We start from the raw sequence: 15,907 nt of genomic DNA, 5'->3' as shown, positions 1-15,907 counted from the left end.
TGGTCATGACTAACCCTACAGTAGAAAACTTGGTAATTATCGGTTCTGGCCCAGCAGGGTACACAGCCGCCATTTATGCCGGACGTGCTAACCTAAAACCTGTTGTATTTGAAGGTTTCCAAGCCGGGGGTTTACCTGGTGGGCAATTAATGACAACGACGGAAGTCGAAAACTTTCCTGGGTTTCCCCAAGGGATTACCGGGCCAGAACTGATGGATCAGATGAAAGCTCAGGCAGAGCGCTGGGGAGCTGAACTATATACTGAAGATGTTATCTCAGTTGACTTGAATCAGCGTCCCTTTACAGTGCGATCGCAAGAAAGGGAAATAAAAACTAATAGCATCGTCATTGCTACTGGTGCAACAGCAAAGCGTTTGGGTTTACCCAACGAACATGAATTTTGGAGTCGGGGTATCTCCGCTTGTGCAATTTGCGATGGTGCGACACCAATTTTCCACGGCGCAGAATTGGCTGTGATTGGTGCTGGCGACTCGGCGGCGGAAGAGTCAATTTACCTCACCAAGTACGGCTCTAAAGTGAATATGTTGGTACGCACTGATAAAATGCGGGCTTCTAAAGCCATGCAAGACCGCGTTTTGAGCAACCCGAAAATCCAAGTGCATTGGAACACAGAAGCTGTGGATATCTTCGGTAACGGTCACATGGAAGGAGTGAAAGTCCGCAATACCAAAACTGGTGAAGAGAGCAAACTGCACGCTAAAGGTTTATTTTACGCCGTTGGTCACAGTCCCAATACCTCTCTATTTAAAGGTCAGTTAGAACTGGATGAAATCGGTTACGTTGTCACCAAGCCCGGTACTGTGGAAACCAGTGTAGAGGGCGTTTTTGCTGCTGGAGACGTGCAAGATCATGAGTTTCGGCAAGCAATTACGGCTGCGGGTACTGGCTGTATGGCGGCGATGTTAGCAGAACGTTGGTTGTCATTCACTGGCTTAATTCAAGAATTCCATCAACAGCCAGAAACAACAGATAATGAATTAGAACATCAGCCAGCCAAAAAGACTGAAGCCGAGGAAGAAGCAGGATTTAATTTGAATGCGACGCGCCATCAAGGAGGTTACGCTTTACGGAAATTATTCCATGAAAGCGATCGCTTACTCCTAGTTAAATATGTCTCTCCTGGTTGTGGCCCTTGTCATACTCTGAAGCCAATTTTAAATAAAGTGGTGGATGAATTTGACAGCAAAATTCACTTTGTAGAAATTGACATCGACAAAGACCGAGATATTGCTGAAAATGCTAGTGTGACAGGAACGCCAACGGTTCAATTGTTCAAAAACAAGGAACTGGTGAAGGAAGTTAAAGGCGTGAAGCAAAAGAGCGAGTACCGCCAGTTGATTGAAAGTAATCTGTAATTTTAGTTAGGAGTTAAAAGTTAGGAGTTAGGAGTTAGGAGTTAGGAGTTTGGAGTTTGGACTTAAGCTAAACCACATCTAGTTTGCATATCTAAAATTTTTATAACTCTTGTGGGGTGGGCCAAAAAGCCCGCCCTAATTATGCAATTTAAATGTGGAACAGCTTATTGCTCTCCCTATCTCCTCCACTTAGCAATATTGCCCACCCTAATTTCTCTCGTCGGATCTGGGCTGGAAATAATTTCATATGTAAGGTAAGGTTGAGGGTTAAGTTTGAAGTTGACAAAATTACTCTTATAACTCATAACTCTTAACTTGCTTTATGGCCATTACAAAACGGCAGCTACCGACATTTTTACAGTTTGCCAAAAGTCCGAATCTTTCCCAAAAACTCATGCTCATCGGGTTAGCCATTACCCTATTTTTCATCTTCTTAGCATTCTTCGCTCCCGTATTCCAAGCTTGGGGATGGCTGCAAAACCCTAAAGATTTTCTCTCTAACCCAATTCACGAGCCACCCTCCGCTAAATATTGGTTTGGTACTAGTCGCCTGGGTTATGATGTGTTCTCCCGGACATTGTTCGGCGCTCAAGCTGCTTTGCAGGTGGTGATTTTGGCAACAGCGTTGAGTATGATTATCGGTGTGCCTTTGGGCATGTTGAGTGGTTATCTCAGCGGGAAATTGGATAAAGTGTTGCTGTTTATTATGGATAGCATCTACACTCTACCGGGGCTACTGCTGTCTGTGACGCTGGCATTTGTGGTGGGGCGGGGGATATTAAATGCAGCGATCGCTATTAGCATTGCTTACATCCCCCAATATTACCGCGTTGTTCGCAACCACACCGTTAGCGTGAAAACTGAAGTGTTCATCGAAGCTGCTCAAGCAATGGGCGCTTCCACTTGGGTTGTGCTTTCTCGTTATCTGTTTTTCAACGTCATTCAAAGCGTACCCGTCCTTTTCACACTCAACGCCGCTGATGCGATTTTGGTGTTGGGCGGTTTGGGTTTTTTGGGGCTAGGACTTCCCGAAGAAGTGCCAGAATGGGGACATGATTTAAAACAAGCTCTAGAAGCTCTACCTACTGGCATTTGGTGGACTACGCTTTTCCCTGGTTTAACGATGACATGCATGGTGGTAGGGTTATCACTACTTGGTGAGGGGTTAAATGAATTTGTCAATCCCCGATTACGGAGAGAAAATAGAATCCGAAAGTAGTCATTGGTCAGAGACGCGATTAATCCCGTCTGTACAATGGTCATTAGTTTTAGACAAATGACAAATGACAAATGACAAATAAACAATAGAGAGATTTGTATGAAAGATAATCTAACGTTAATTGCTGCCGCTACTGGTGGATTTATCCTTTCCGTTGCTCTTGCTGGTATCTTAAGAGGTGCGCCAATTACAGCTTGGCAGGAGCAATCGAGTGTTCGTACTATGACTGTTGCTAATTTACGACTCGCACCCAATAGCACAGAAAATTTAGAATATTTTCGTGCCAAATCCTAAAACCCTAAGCACACATTTGCCTAAAACCTTGATAAATTCTTGATTTTGAACTCGATAATAGGGAGTAGCGAATAGATAATAACTGTTCACCAATTACCAACGCCCAATGCCCTGTTTGGCCAATGACAAATGACAAATGACAAAATTCAAGTAATTGGCATTGATGTGGGGGGAACAGCAATTAAGCTAGGGCGGTTTACAGCCGATGGTACTTGTTTGCAATCCTTGACTGTGGCGGCTCCCCAACCGACAACACCAGAGGCCGTGCTGGCGGTGATGGTAAATGCGATCGCCCAAATTGATCCAGATAATCAAGCTGTTGCTATTGGTGTTGGGACTCCTGGGCCGTCCGATGCAAGGGGACGCATTGCCAAAATTGCGATTAACTTGCCTGGATGGCTCGATGTGCCTTTAGCAGATTGGTTAGAAACCAAAACTGGCAAACCTACTGCGATCGCTAACGATGCTAATTGCGCTCTTTTGGGAGAAGCTTGGTTGGGAGCCGGTCGCTACTTTCAAAATCTGATTCTGCTAACTTTAGGTACTGGGGTTGGTGGCGCAATTATCCTCGATGGCAAACTATTTATTGGACATCAAGGAGCCGCCGGGGAATTGGGTTTAATTTCATTAAATCCTGATGGCCCAATTTGTAATAGCGGCAATCGAGGCTCTTTGGAACAATATGCCTGTGCTACTGCAATTCGCCGCCGCACTCTCAAGGAACCCGCCGAATTGGGTGTTCTTGCCCAACAAGGAGATGCCACAGCATTGACTTTTTGGCAAGAATATGGTAGTAATTTGGGAATTGGTTTGACGAGTTTGATTTATGTACTCACACCGCAAGCGATCGTCATTGGTGGTGGTATAAGTGGCAGCTTTGAGTTTTTCTTCCCAGCAGTGAAGGCAGAAATTGAGAAGCGGGTGCAGCCTTTATCACGAGCGGGTTTACAAATATTGCCAGCAGAGTTAGGCAATTTTGCTGGGATAGTAGGTGCAGCAAAGTTGGCATGGCAACTCTATTCAGGATTTTAGATTATGGCTCAAACAATCCCAGCTAGAGACATCAGTCTTTACGAATTATTAGTAGAAGAAAAATTTGCTTTGGAGCTTGCTACAGACACCAACTTTTTTGCAGAATAGACAGAGAACTTAGGATTGCGGATTAAATAACACTTGAACAAGCGCTATGTGATGTCAGAAGATGCAGTAAAGATGTTTTTCTGACAAAAATCATAAAAAATGAGTATATTATTCATAACCAAAGCCAATCCAATGGCTAAAGGCTTTAAGAATCAGCAAAGAGTCAAGCAAACTTTTACCGTAGTGCTAATAAGAGCTAGCCATCGCTACGTACTCGTGGCATTGATACTCAGCTTGATAATTATTGCTTACATTAACATCTTAAAATCTAACCAATTCTCAGTCACCGAGTCTCCTATTAACAGTAGAGTGCTGAAGATTTGGTCGGATAAAGGTTATACTTTAGAAGAGGATGAAGCCCTCCAGCAGATTATTAGCAACTGGAAAGAACAAAGCGGCAATAAAATTAAGCTTACTTTCTATACTAATGATGAGTTGCCACAAAAGACTCAAAGGGCACTTCAAGCTGGTAATCCGCCTGATATCGTCATAAATAGCAGTGCTGAGAGGGAGCTGTATCCGCGTCTTGCCTGGGAAGGCAAACTGGCAGATGTCTCTGATTTAATTGAGCCAGTCAAAAGTCTTTATTCTGAAGGTGTGCTGGAAGCCGTTCGTTTATATAATAACGTCGATAAAAAGCTGGGTTACTATGCAGTCCCAATTGATCAATTAACAATTCATGTCTTCTACTGGCGAGACCTGCTAAAGCAAGTAGGTCGAACTCAAAGCGATATCCCCAAAGAGTGGGATGCCTTTTGGGAGTTTTGGAAACAAGTGCAGAATGATCTGCGGGCACAGCAAAAACAGAATATTTACGGCTTAGGCTTTCCTTTCTCTATTGGATCTACAGATACCTATTACTTGTTTGAGCAGATTTTAGAGGCATATGATGTCCAAATTTTAGACTCCAAGGGTCAACTTCTCCTCAATGATCCGAAGGTGCGTCAAGGTATTGTTGAGAGCTTAGAGTGGTATGCGAAATTTTTCCAGCAGGGCTACGTACCACCAGACGCAGTGAACTGGTTAAATCCAGACAATAATCGCAGCTTGCTCAATCGTGGCGTGGTTATGACGCCTAACTCCTCGCTCTCGATTCCTACTGCTGTCCGCCAAGATATTGACACCTATCGTAACAAGCTTGGTATCCTAGAATTTCCGAACAAACCCAATGATAAACCGATGCGCTACTTAGTCTCGGTTAATGAAATAGTTTTGTTTGCGGAGTCTAAAAACCAGAAGGTAGCCAAAGACTTTCTCGCGTATTTAATTAAACCTGAGACAATAGGAAACTATCTCAAAGCTACCGGAGGACGGTATTTACCAGTAATGAAGCCTGTTTGGAAAGACGCCTTTTGGACAAATCCAGCAGATCCGCATCTTTCCACTGCAACTCAAACACTAACTAAAGGTCTAACTCGTCCATTTTATATTGTCCAAAACCCTGCTTACAGCCTAGTTTTAGAAGAGAATGTTTGGGGTAAGGCTCTCAATCGAATAGTTGTCAATAGCATATCTCCAGAGGAAGCAGCAGACACAGCAATTGAGCGAATAAAACAAATTTTTGACGAATGGCAGTGAGCTATATGCAATTTTAAAATCATCACCTTACTGCTAAAGTTACAATTTTCTTTTTTAGATAACTCTACAAAAAAGATGATTCAATAGCTAGGCTAATTCAGCAAAAATTTCCAAAAACAATTTTTTAATATTGAGAAAATAGTAAATCTGTTTTTTAACTTTCCTGTTACCTTGTTCTGCTTTGCAGGAATTTCAAGACAAAGAATATCCTGTTGCTTTCTTAACGTATTTCACAACTTTTTCATAAGATTCCGGATTACTCACAGGGTTGATGATGATAGGGATAGTGCCATCTGGCAACCAAAAAGTTACCCTGCCGTTCGGTTCATGACAAAAAGAACTGATGCAGTTGAGATTAATTACATATTCGTTTTTTTCGTAAATAATTTTCACCCAGTGGGCATGAGCTAATTCTAATCCTGTCACACATTCTAAATAATCGAGAATTTTTTGATAATCTTCCAAGTTACTTTGCGGGTTAATTACTATTGGAATGGCACTATCTGGTAACCAAAAAGTAACCCTGCCATTCAGTTCATAACAAAAAGCATGGACATGCTCAAAATTCACTACATATTCTTTCCTCTCGTAAAGGATTTTCACCCAGTACGTCACTACATCTCCTCAAGTCCGAAATTTACGAATGATGCACCCTGTATGTCCAAATCTACTCAAGCCTTAAGTTAATGTCGCTATGCACGAATTCAAAATCTAAAAAATTAATTTTGAATTTTAAATTTTGAATTTTGAATTATGAACTGTTATGACACCTCCAATGGTGTTGGTTTACCAGATGTTGAAAGAGAAAGAGCGATCGCTGCTTGAATGAACCCTTTAAATAAGGGATGAGGGGTACTGGGGCGCGATTGAAATTCTGGATGAAATTGGCAAGCAAGAAAGAATGGGTGCTTGGGTAATTCCACAATTTCAACTAAGCGTCCATCGGGAGAAGTACCACTGATCACATACCCAGACTTTAATAACAGATCGCGGTAAGCATTGTTGAACTCATATCGATGTCGATGTCGTTCATAAATTACATCTTCTTGATAGAGCTTGAAAGCCAGAGTATCAGGAAGAACACGACAAGGATATAGTCCCAAGCGCATTGTACCCCCTAAATCAACTACTTCCTGCTGTCCTGGCAATAAATTAATTACCGGATCAGTTGTATAAGCGTCAAATTCAGCACTATTAGCATCTGTTAATCCCACTACGTGCCTGGCCCATTCAATCACAGAACATTGCATTCCCAGGCATAAACCCAAAAAGGGAATTCGGCGATCGCGCGCGTATTTAATCGCAGCAATTTTACCATCCACTCCCCGAATACCGAAACCTCCTGGCACAACTACCCCATCGACACCTTCAAGATGAGTTTCGGCTGGTTCAGTTTCCAAATCTTCTGAGTTCACCCAACGCAGGCGCAGTTTGCCAGAAGTGGAGATTGCAGCATGGTTTAGTGCTTCCACTACAGATAGGTAGGCATCACTTAACTGCACATATTTACCGACAATAGCAATTTCTAGCTCGTGCTTGGGACTATGTAACCGTTTTACCAAGGTTTGCCACTGCGTCAAATCTGGTTGACGTTGCTCCATTTGCAGCAAGTTCAGCACTTGTTCTGCCATTCCTTCCCATTCCAGATTCAGCGGAACTTCATAGATACTTTTGGCATCTTGGGAAGTGATGACGCATTCTTCGGGGACATCGCAAGATCCCGATAATTTTTGCTTTAATCCCTTGGGTAAGGGGCGATCGCTCCGACAAACTAAAATATCTGGTTGGATGCCAATGGATCTCAGTTCCTTAACTGAATGCTGTGTTGGCTTAGTTTTCATTTCACCCGCAGAGGCAATCCACGGTACCAACGTTACGTGCATGTACAACACATTCTGCCGTCCCACCTCTTTGCGGAACTGGCGAATTGCTTCCAAAAACGGCAGTGATTCAATATCCCCCACGGTACCACCGATTTCTGTAATCACTACAGAGGGGTTTGTACTTTTAGCAACTCGTAGAATTCGCTCTTTTATTTCATTGGTAATATGAGGAATAACCTGTACTGTACCGCCATTGTAGTCTCCGCGCCGCTCTTTATTGATCACTGCCTGATAAATTGAGCCAGTAGTAACACAGTTCAATCGCGACATCGAAGTATCGGTAAAGCGTTCGTAATGCCCCAAGTCCAAATCTGTCTCTGCACCATCCTGGGTAACGAATACTTCCCCATGCTGAAAGGGACTCATTGTGCCAGGATCGATATTGATATAAGGGTCGAGTTTGAGAATCGACACGGAATATTCGCGCGACTTGAGCAAACGCCCTAGACTTGCTGCTACAATGCCTTTACCAATACTGGAAACTACACCTCCAGTTACAAAGATAAACTTAGTCATAGTCGTTTGAATTTCTAACAACTTTTAAAAATACATCCCGTCATTGTGCCACAGTTGTTGTGGTGTAATTTTCTGTGATTTTGCTTGTGAAAAACTTTCTAGGATTAGTAATATTAGGCTATATTCTCACCTCCTCAATAGCATTGGCAGAGCCATCTCTTATAGTCATTTTTCCCCAGACAAACTACCAGACGAGTTCCCAAAAAATTTTTTTTCTGGGCACTGCACCACCAGATGGTCAGGTTTTGATCAATAGTAAGCCAATTACCCGCAGCAAAGCTGGTCATTTTTCCCCTAGTTTCCCTTTGCAATTGGGAGAGAATCTTTTTACTGTGCGTCACCACAATCAAGAACTCCAGATTAAAGTGACAAGGCTTACCACTGACCCTGAACTACCACAAGGTTTAGGCTTTGCTAAAGATTCCCTGACTCCGGGAGCTGACATTGCCAGATTACCAGGAGAACTAATTTGTTTTAGCGCGTTAGCGAAACTTCCTCAAGGGGTCGCACCCCCTAACGCCAATGTCTCTGTCAAGTTGGCTAATCAAACTATTGCCCTTTCACCCCAACCTCAACAGGCACAACTACCAAATAATCTGGCAATTCTGACAGGGCAAAATCAGCCTTATGCCCAGTCTAGCGTAGGTAATTATAAAGGTTGCACCACAGTGGCAACAGCCGCCGATCTAGGACAACCTCAGTTTCAACTAACGCTCAATGGCAAGACGATAACTCAACCAGGATCTGGTAAGATTCAAATCCTCTCAAGAGCAGAGTTGCCAGTTGCTGAGGTAACAGCAGACGCAGGCGTCGCTCGTACTGGCCCGAACACCGATTATTCTCGACTCACACCACTGCCGAAAGGCACACACGCAACAGTTACAGGTAAAGAAGGTGAATGGTTGCGCCTAGACTATGGCGCTTGGATTAATAGTCAGGAAACCCGCATTTTACCTGGTGCAATTGAGCCACAGACAATAATTCGCAGTGTCGGATACCGTCAACTCCCTGGTGCGACAGAGATAGTTTTCCCCTTACAAGTTCCCGTACCTGTGAGCGTGCAACAAACTGAGCAGGCTTTCACTCTCACTCTCTACAATACTACTGCCCAAACGGACATTATTCGCCTGGATGATGACCCCCTAATTTCTCGCCTAGATTGGCAACAGAAGGCTCCAGAACAAGTAGAATACACCTTTAACCTCAAAAAAGCTCAACAGTGGGGATATAAGCTGAGATACGACGGTACAACCCTGGTTTTAGCTTTGCGTCATCCGCCTAAAATCGGGAACACAAGACGAAAGCCTTTAGCTAATCTCAAGATTGTACTAGATCCAGGGCATGGCGGTAAAGAATCTGGTGCCAGTGGCCCAACTGGATATTTAGAAAAAGATGTCAATTTGGTGGTATCCAAGTTGCTGCGCGACGAGTTGGTCAAAGAAGGAGCAACGGTAGTGATGACGCGGGAGGATGATAAAGAGGTTTCCCTAGTAGAACGTCAGGCAATTATCAGTCAAGAAGAACCATCCATCGCTATTTCTATACATCACAACTCCTTACCCGATGATGGCGATGCCGAAAAAACCAAGGGATTTGCGGCCTTTTGGTATCAACCCCAAGCCCACAATCTCGCAATGTTTTTACACAACTATGTAGTCAAAAAAATCGGTAGACCTTCTTATGGTGTATTTTGGGATAACCTGGCGCTGACACGTCCAACAGCTGCACCATCGGTGTTGTTGGAATTGGGTTTTATGAGCAATCCTGATGAATTTGAGCAGATAGTGAACCCAGAGGTACAGAAAAAAACGGCTGATGCGATCGCTCAGGGGATTACTGAGTGGTTTATGAGTGTTAAATAAATTTGCAGGTACAACTAGTTCCTCATTGTATTTGATGGAGTGCGATCGCCTCCGGCGGGGCGTAGCCCATCGCTATTTTTTAGCTAGTTCCTGCTCAATATTGCGATCAGTCTTTGTTCAAGCTTTTTGACTTTTATAGTGTATTGCTAAACATAGCACCAAGTGCTATATAATAAGCAAAGGCAATGACCATAGCATGATAATCTATAAAACCCGATAGTTTAACCGTTGGGCACGCAAAGAGGGTTTAAACGACCTTAGTCTCTATGCGGCTGTAAACGAAATGACGGCAGGACTTTACAAAGCCGATCTAGGAGGCGGAAGGAGTAAGAATTTTAGATTTTAGACTTCGGCTTACCTCGACTTCTCTACGAGACGTTGCGCGTAGCTTGCTTCCCCGTAGGGGTACGCTCGGTACAAGTCGCTCAGTCGAACGATTTTTGATTTTAGATTGAAATTTAATCCAATCATACGCTCTCTACGAGACGCTGCGCGAACGCGGACTCATTGGCACAGCCTCTCGTAGAGAAGAGAGCTGCGCTATCGTCAATTCCATTATCCAAAATTGAATTGCCCAATGACCCTTCTTCACTCCCTACAAAATGTACAGGTGAAAATTACTAAGGACAAAACAAGGTGTCACGCGTATCTCGTCCTGTAATGGGATTAGTTCCTTTGGCAAGTTTGCACAATTTTTTTTGCTCATCGGAACGCAGCAGCGCATCGGTAAAATCTGCCCCGTCAATAATTGCACCATCAAATCTGGCGTTAGCAGCAAAAGCACCCTGCAACAGTGCATTTGTCAAATTTGCTCTAACTAAACGAGCCGAGTCTAAAGTGGCATTTCTCAAATCAGATCCCTCTAAATTCGCAGACTCCAAATTTGCTGCAAAGAAACTGACACCGCGCAAATTAGCGTGGCTGAAGTTGCTCTGGCGGAGATTAGCTTTGGTAAAGCTGGAGTCTGTTAAATCACGTCCTGAGAAATCAGCTTCGACCAAAATTTCTTTATTATATTCGAGTGCCAAAGCTGTTGGAGCAAAACCGACGGTTGCGGTGATGCCAACTATTCCCCACAGGAATAAGCTGAGTATGCTTGCCCAAATGTGATGGTCTGTTTTACGCTTCAACCCCAATTTTGTTCGGGATGAGTCGAGTGTAGAACCCGCTGTGCGATCGCTTAACCTAGAATTCATAGAATTCATGATATTTTTAGTCAATGGCTAACCTTCCTCCATCTCATTATCCAGATATTGGTCATTTAGGAGAAGACCTAGTAGTCCAATGGTTGCAATCTACAGGTTGGATAATTCTCCATCGTCGCTTCTCTAGCCGCTGGGGAGAAATCGATATCATCGCCCAATATGATGGAAAAGCAGGGGAAGCAGAGGAAGAGGGGGAGAACTTCTCACGGGCTAAACGCCCCGCTACCGCTAACAGGACTCAGGACTCAATGCTAGCATTTGTTGAAGTCAAAACCCGCAGTTGGGGCAGTTGGGATGCAGGGGGAAGAAGCGCAATCACCCTACAAAAGCAAGCAAAAATCTGGCGTACAGCTGGAATATTCTTAGCCCAGTGCCCTGAGAAGGCAGATTATTCTTGCCGATTTGATGTTGCTATTGTCTACTGTCAAAAGATATCAAAAAATCTGACTGGGGTTACAGCAACCCACGAAGCTCTAGCTACTTCATCAGCAGCCGGATACAAGTTTAAGCTGCAAGAATACATTCTGGCAGCTTTCGACTCTTCAATTGATAATGGTTAATTGGTAATGGATAAAAGATCTTGATTACCAATAATTTTGTAGCCGCGTTACAACCAAGATCGGATCACGCCAAAGTTTCTGGACAATAGCCTAAGCCCCGGACAAACTGTTGCCGGAACGCTTCGATTTCGTCTCTCTCTGGACTACCATGAGAGACGATCGCTACCTGATAGCGACGCATCACGTCTACAGGGCACTGTCCCGCTTCCAAACTCCAAAGTGCCATTTGCACCCTCATTGGTGGTTCGTAGCTAATTCCTAATTCATTTAGAAAAGCCCGAAAGTCGCCATCTTCTTGAGGCGAAACTTGACCTTTGAGTTTGATCCTAACCACCCAGCCATCAATTTGATGAATTACGGTGACGAACGAAACTGGTGTCTGGGGTCTAGCGTGCAGGTGTTGAACGACCCTCAGGGTTAGACTGGCATTTGCCAGATAGTACAAGTATTCCATGTTTGTTGGTGCTTGGGATCAAAGCCAATCCTACATATCTATATTCGTCAATCAGTGCCTGTTCCCGGTAGGGTAAAAGCCCCCGTTTTTGATGGGGAGGTTTACCCAATTTTTATGTTAATTTTTCCGTGTTACTTAATAGTATCAATCTTATAGCCTAGCGACAAAACTGAGCGAAGATGCCTTAAAGTTCCTTTATAAGGGAAAGCTCAAACCAGCTTTTTCAAGTGAGTATAAATACTAAATAAACCAAAAACTAGTACAAGCCAATTTGAAAGACACCTCTAGCCCACAAGAAAAAGATTTGGAATTAGATTGCTCGGTAGCTGGCTATGACTACAAACTACCTCCAGAACTTATTGCCCAAAATCCAGCAGTTCCTAGAGATAGTTCGCGGTTACTGGTAGTTGATTCTCCCACTACAGGCACCGAAACAGCACTCCTGCACCACATTTTCCATGATTTGCCTGCACTACTTGGCTCTGGTGATTTGTTGGTTATGAACAATACAAAAGTTATTCCAGCACGGCTTTATGGTCATAAATCCACTGGTGCTAAAATCCAGGTGTTGCTGTTGGAAGAACGGCAGTATAACTGTTGGTTAGCTTTAGTTAAGCCAGGAAAAAGCTTCAAACAGGGAACAAAGATTATTTTTGAAGCAAGGCAATTGGGAATTAAAGATCAGCGATTAGGGATTGGGGATTGGGAAGATTCCTACACACTAAAGAGTCCCCAACTGACGGCTACGGTTCTAGAAACAGACGCAACAACCGGAGGGCGTTTGTTGCAATTTGATCTGCCAGACGGAAAGTCTTTGATGCAACTGTTAGAAGTATTTGGTGAAGTACCGCTACCACCGTACATCACTGCCTCAGAAGCTGCTGATGAGCAGTATCAGACAGTTTATGCTAAACAACCAGGAGCGATCGCAGCTCCTACAGCCGGACTGCATTTTACCCCAGAATTATTACAGAAGTTGCGCGATCGCAAAATCAATCAAGCTTTTGTAACACTGCACGTTGGTGTAGGCACATTTCGCCCCGTGGAAGTGGAGGACGTGACCACCCATCACATGCATGAAGAATGGATTGAAGTTCCCACGACCACAGTAGAGCAAATCCGCGCCACTAAAGCGGCTGGCGGTCGGATTATTGCTGTGGGAACAACGGCAGTACGGGCTTTAGAAGGGGCGGCTCAATCTGGGAATTTACAACCATTTTGCGGTAAAACAGACTTGTTTATTTATCCCGGCTACGAATGGCGAGTGGTTGATGGTTTAATTACCAATTTTCACCTACCACGTTCCAGTTTGCTGATGTTGGTAAGTGCGCTAATTGGCAGACAACGGTTATTGAATATATACAACGAAGCGATCGCTTTTGGATATCGCTTTTATTCATTCGGCGATGCAATGCTAATTTTGCCGTCCCAAAAATGACGGCTGAAACCCTGATCATGAGCGTCAACTGACCTTGGTTGATATTGAAGGTGCGCCAAAGCCGCACTGGGACCGATTGTACCTGTTGCGTAAGTCCTGTTTATTTCTGAACGCGGTGAAGTAATGTCTACTGATCCGGTGCGAAAGCCAATCGGGCGGCTGGCGGCACAGGCGGGACTTGATATCAAAGTCCACTGTCACGGTTACTATCTGGTCAATCAGGGTTATAACACCCAGGAAGTCTTGGATTTCCTGGGACATAGCAATCTCAAACCAGCTATGCTCTACGCCAATTAATACCTGCTCATAAAATTAATTCCAGGGTAAATAGGTAGAAACAATTTAGAAAGCTTCTTGAAAACTTTAAAGAAATTCTCTAAAACTATAACTAATTCATAATTTTTTTATAAATATTATTTCTATCTAAATTTATTAAAAATATTGCATATTGAAAAGCTTGATAATTTTAGTAATAAAGGCTATATACCTGATTAAATTACAGATATTTACTTACTAAGCTTCAATCAGAAAAATGAACCAAATAAATACGGAATCAAGAGCAAAAAAATTGTAATTTTGGCTGCTATCTTTAAAAGTGTGGATTGTCAAGTCTGTGCATGTACATTCTTTTGGATTAATCTCATTAATAGTTAGAGCGAAAAAAATCATATTTTTTCTGGCTCAATATATCAATAAGTAAAGTCTCGTATTTCTTTATTTGGGAGAACAACCATGTTTATTAATAAAAATGAAACCCTGCCAATTGAAAAGCAAAAAGAATTGTTTGAATTCTTATCAGATGAATGCTGTGAACAAATAACAGGAGGAAAAAGTTGGTGGAAGAAAGCTACAAAAGCAATTGAACATGCCACAATAAAAACTTTGAATAACGCAGGCAACGGAGTGACTCAGGTCGGAGGCATGACAGCGCTTGGACTCTACACAGCAGGTGAGCTAGCTTTAGAAGCAACTGGAATGGTGGGAGAGAACCAAATAGACGGAAATTAGACTAACAAAACTTAAACAACTTATCTACCTCATTTCTCAACTTTAGCCGAGAAATGCAGTTAATCAAGCTCTGCCTCCTTCAAATAACTAAAGGCAGAGCTTTTTGCTTGCTACACTCAAGTGGAACTGGAAATTTTATAACTTCTTAAACTTGTCTTCTTCTACTTAACTATGACTAATGCCGATATACAGCAGATTGCAACTTAGTGAGGTACAGATTATTGTAAGGGCACAACATTGTTGTGCCCCTACCTGTGTACCTCATTTACCTAAAAAACGCTGTATCTTTCTTCCCAAATTCTCATTCCTTCCCCAAGGTAGAAAAAGCAATTCTTAATAACTCCTAGCTCCTAACTCCTATCTCCGAGCTCCGATCTTCTGCTGCGAACCAAAAGACCCTATTTTAATTAAAAACACACATGCTAGCCTATCTGTATGTTTTTTTATTCAGCTTTGTCTTAACACTGCTTTTTTCATGAGTGCAACACTTTACGAGCAAATTCAGCAATTTTACGATGCTTCCTCTGGTCTGTGGGAACAGATTTGGGGCGAACACATGCACCACGGCTATTACGGTGCGGACGGTACTCAGAAAAAAGACCGCCGTCAGGCTCAAATTGATTTAATTGAAGAACTGCTCAATTGGGCAGGGGTACAAACAGCAGAAAATATCCTAGATGTGGGTTGTGGCATTGGCGGCAGTTCTTTATACCTCGCACAAAAGTTTAAGGCTAAGGCTACAGGAATTACACTGAGTCCTGTGCAAGCCGCCAGAGCAACGGAACGCGCTTTGGAGGCGAATTTAAGTCTGAGAACACAGTTCCAAGTCGCAAATGCTCAAGCAATGCCCTTTGCTGACGATTCTTTTGACTTGGTTTGGTCGCTGGAAAGCGGTGAACATATGCCAGATAAAAAAAAGTTTCTCCAGGAGTGCTACCGAGTGTTGAAGCCTAGTGGCAAGTTAATTATGGTGACTTGGTGTCATCGACCAATTGATGAGTCACCACTAACGGCAGATGAACAAAAACACTTGCAAGATATTTATCGGGTGTATTGTTTGCCTTATGTGATTTCTTTGCCAGAGTATGAAGCGATCGCACATCAACTACCATTACATAATATCCGTACCGCTGATTGGTCAACCGCTGTTGCTCCCTTTTGGAATGTGGTGATTGATTCCGCATTCACTCCCCAAGCGCTTTGGGGCTTACTAAATGCTGGTTGGACTACCATTCAAGGGGCATTATCACTGGGATTAATGCGTCGCGGTTATCAGCGTGGGTTAATTCGATTTGGCTTATTGTGCGGCCATAAGTAGGGTAGCACAACCTTAATGGTGGTAATTTTAACGGGTCGCAAAAGTCCCCATTTTCA

Annotated in this window: 15 protein-coding genes and 1 pseudogene; 12 read left to right on the top strand and 4 right to left on the bottom strand. The window is 43.2% G+C overall.

The window, feature by feature from the left end; genetic code table 11:
- The first annotated feature begins 5 nt into the window (after positions 1 to 5).
- The 5 genes from trxB to V7L29_RS08975 all read left to right on the top strand — a co-directional run bounded on the left by trxB (position 6) and on the right by V7L29_RS08975 (position 5,607).
- Positions 6 to 1,376, top strand: a complete 1,371-nt coding sequence (trxB, locus tag V7L29_RS08995) for a thioredoxin-disulfide reductase (RefSeq protein WP_334735213.1) — start codon at positions 6 to 8, stop codon at positions 1,374 to 1,376.
- Positions 1,377 to 1,698: 322 nt separating this feature from the next.
- Complete coding sequence (locus tag V7L29_RS08990) at positions 1,699 to 2,595, top strand: ABC transporter permease (protein ID WP_334692719.1); 897 nt, start codon at positions 1,699 to 1,701, stop codon at positions 2,593 to 2,595.
- A gap of 99 nt (positions 2,596 to 2,694) precedes the next feature.
- Complete coding sequence (locus V7L29_RS08985; RefSeq protein ID WP_334692720.1) at positions 2,695 to 2,889, top strand: hypothetical protein; 195 nt, start codon at positions 2,695 to 2,697, stop codon at positions 2,887 to 2,889.
- Positions 2,890 to 3,018: 129 nt separating this feature from the next.
- Complete coding sequence (locus tag V7L29_RS08980) at positions 3,019 to 3,921, top strand: ROK family protein (protein WP_334735212.1); 903 nt, start codon at positions 3,019 to 3,021, stop codon at positions 3,919 to 3,921.
- Between the two features lie 207 nt (positions 3,922 to 4,128).
- Positions 4,129 to 5,607: a sugar ABC transporter substrate-binding protein gene (locus V7L29_RS08975; protein ID WP_334735211.1), complete on the top strand. Its 1,479-nt coding sequence runs from the start codon at positions 4,129 to 4,131 to the stop codon at positions 5,605 to 5,607.
- A gap of 192 nt (positions 5,608 to 5,799) precedes the next feature.
- Here V7L29_RS08975 and V7L29_RS08970 read toward each other — a convergent pair whose 3' ends face one another.
- Positions 5,800 to 6,222: a hypothetical protein gene (locus tag V7L29_RS08970; RefSeq protein ID WP_334735210.1), complete on the bottom strand. Its 423-nt coding sequence runs from the start codon at positions 6,220 to 6,222 to the stop codon at positions 5,800 to 5,802.
- A 146-nt stretch (positions 6,223 to 6,368) separates the two neighbouring features.
- Positions 6,369 to 8,006: a CTP synthase gene (locus tag V7L29_RS08965; protein ID WP_334735209.1), complete on the bottom strand. Its 1,638-nt coding sequence runs from the start codon at positions 8,004 to 8,006 to the stop codon at positions 6,369 to 6,371.
- Between the two features lie 86 nt (positions 8,007 to 8,092).
- On the opposite strand from V7L29_RS08965, the gene V7L29_RS08960 reads away from it, so the two are divergent.
- Both V7L29_RS08960 and V7L29_RS08955 read left to right on the top strand, forming a co-directional pair.
- On the top strand, positions 8,093 to 9,868 hold the full coding sequence (locus V7L29_RS08960) for an N-acetylmuramoyl-L-alanine amidase (RefSeq protein WP_334735208.1): 1,776 nt from the start codon (positions 8,093 to 8,095) through the stop codon (positions 9,866 to 9,868).
- A 232-nt stretch (positions 9,869 to 10,100) separates the two neighbouring features.
- A pseudogene (locus tag V7L29_RS08955) lies at positions 10,101 to 10,214 on the top strand (hypothetical protein); the annotation flags it as partial.
- 274 nt (positions 10,215 to 10,488) lie between these two features.
- Here the strand turns inward: V7L29_RS08955 and V7L29_RS08950 are convergent.
- Entirely contained in the window at positions 10,489 to 11,064 is a 576-nt protein-coding gene (locus V7L29_RS08950; protein WP_334735207.1) for a pentapeptide repeat-containing protein, read from the bottom strand.
- Between the two features lie 23 nt (positions 11,065 to 11,087).
- Between V7L29_RS08950 and V7L29_RS08945 the strand changes: the two genes are divergently transcribed.
- Complete coding sequence (locus V7L29_RS08945; RefSeq protein ID WP_334735206.1) at positions 11,088 to 11,633, top strand: YraN family protein; 546 nt, start codon at positions 11,088 to 11,090, stop codon at positions 11,631 to 11,633.
- A 64-nt stretch (positions 11,634 to 11,697) separates the two neighbouring features.
- On the opposite strand, the gene V7L29_RS08940 is transcribed toward V7L29_RS08945, so the two are convergent.
- A complete protein-coding gene (locus V7L29_RS08940) occupies positions 11,698 to 12,087 on the bottom strand; it encodes a hypothetical protein (protein ID WP_012412259.1) in 390 nt (129 codons plus the stop codon).
- Between the two features lie 271 nt (positions 12,088 to 12,358).
- Here V7L29_RS08940 and queA point away from each other — a divergent pair, with 271 nt between their 5' ends.
- The 4 genes from queA to V7L29_RS08920 all read left to right on the top strand — a co-directional run bounded on the left by queA (position 12,359) and on the right by V7L29_RS08920 (position 15,851).
- On the top strand, positions 12,359 to 13,525 hold the full coding sequence (gene queA, locus V7L29_RS08935; protein ID WP_442944160.1) for a tRNA preQ1(34) S-adenosylmethionine ribosyltransferase-isomerase QueA: 1,167 nt from the start codon (positions 12,359 to 12,361) through the stop codon (positions 13,523 to 13,525).
- A gap of 96 nt (positions 13,526 to 13,621) precedes the next feature.
- Positions 13,622 to 13,822, top strand: a complete 201-nt coding sequence (locus V7L29_RS08930; protein WP_442944161.1) for a hypothetical protein — start codon at positions 13,622 to 13,624, stop codon at positions 13,820 to 13,822.
- Between the two features lie 435 nt (positions 13,823 to 14,257).
- Complete coding sequence (locus V7L29_RS08925) at positions 14,258 to 14,533, top strand: hypothetical protein (RefSeq protein WP_334735205.1); 276 nt, start codon at positions 14,258 to 14,260, stop codon at positions 14,531 to 14,533.
- Between the two features lie 475 nt (positions 14,534 to 15,008).
- Entirely contained in the window at positions 15,009 to 15,851 is an 843-nt protein-coding gene (locus V7L29_RS08920; RefSeq protein WP_334735204.1) for a methyltransferase domain-containing protein, read from the top strand.
- Positions 15,852 to 15,907 lie beyond the last annotated feature (56 nt).

The organism is Nostoc sp. (assembly GCF_036916575.1).
Lineage (GTDB): Bacteria > Cyanobacteriota > Cyanobacteriia > Cyanobacteriales > Nostocaceae > Nostoc.
Note: the sequence above shows the minus strand (reverse complement) of the source record. Positions and strands in the feature narration are given on the sequence as shown.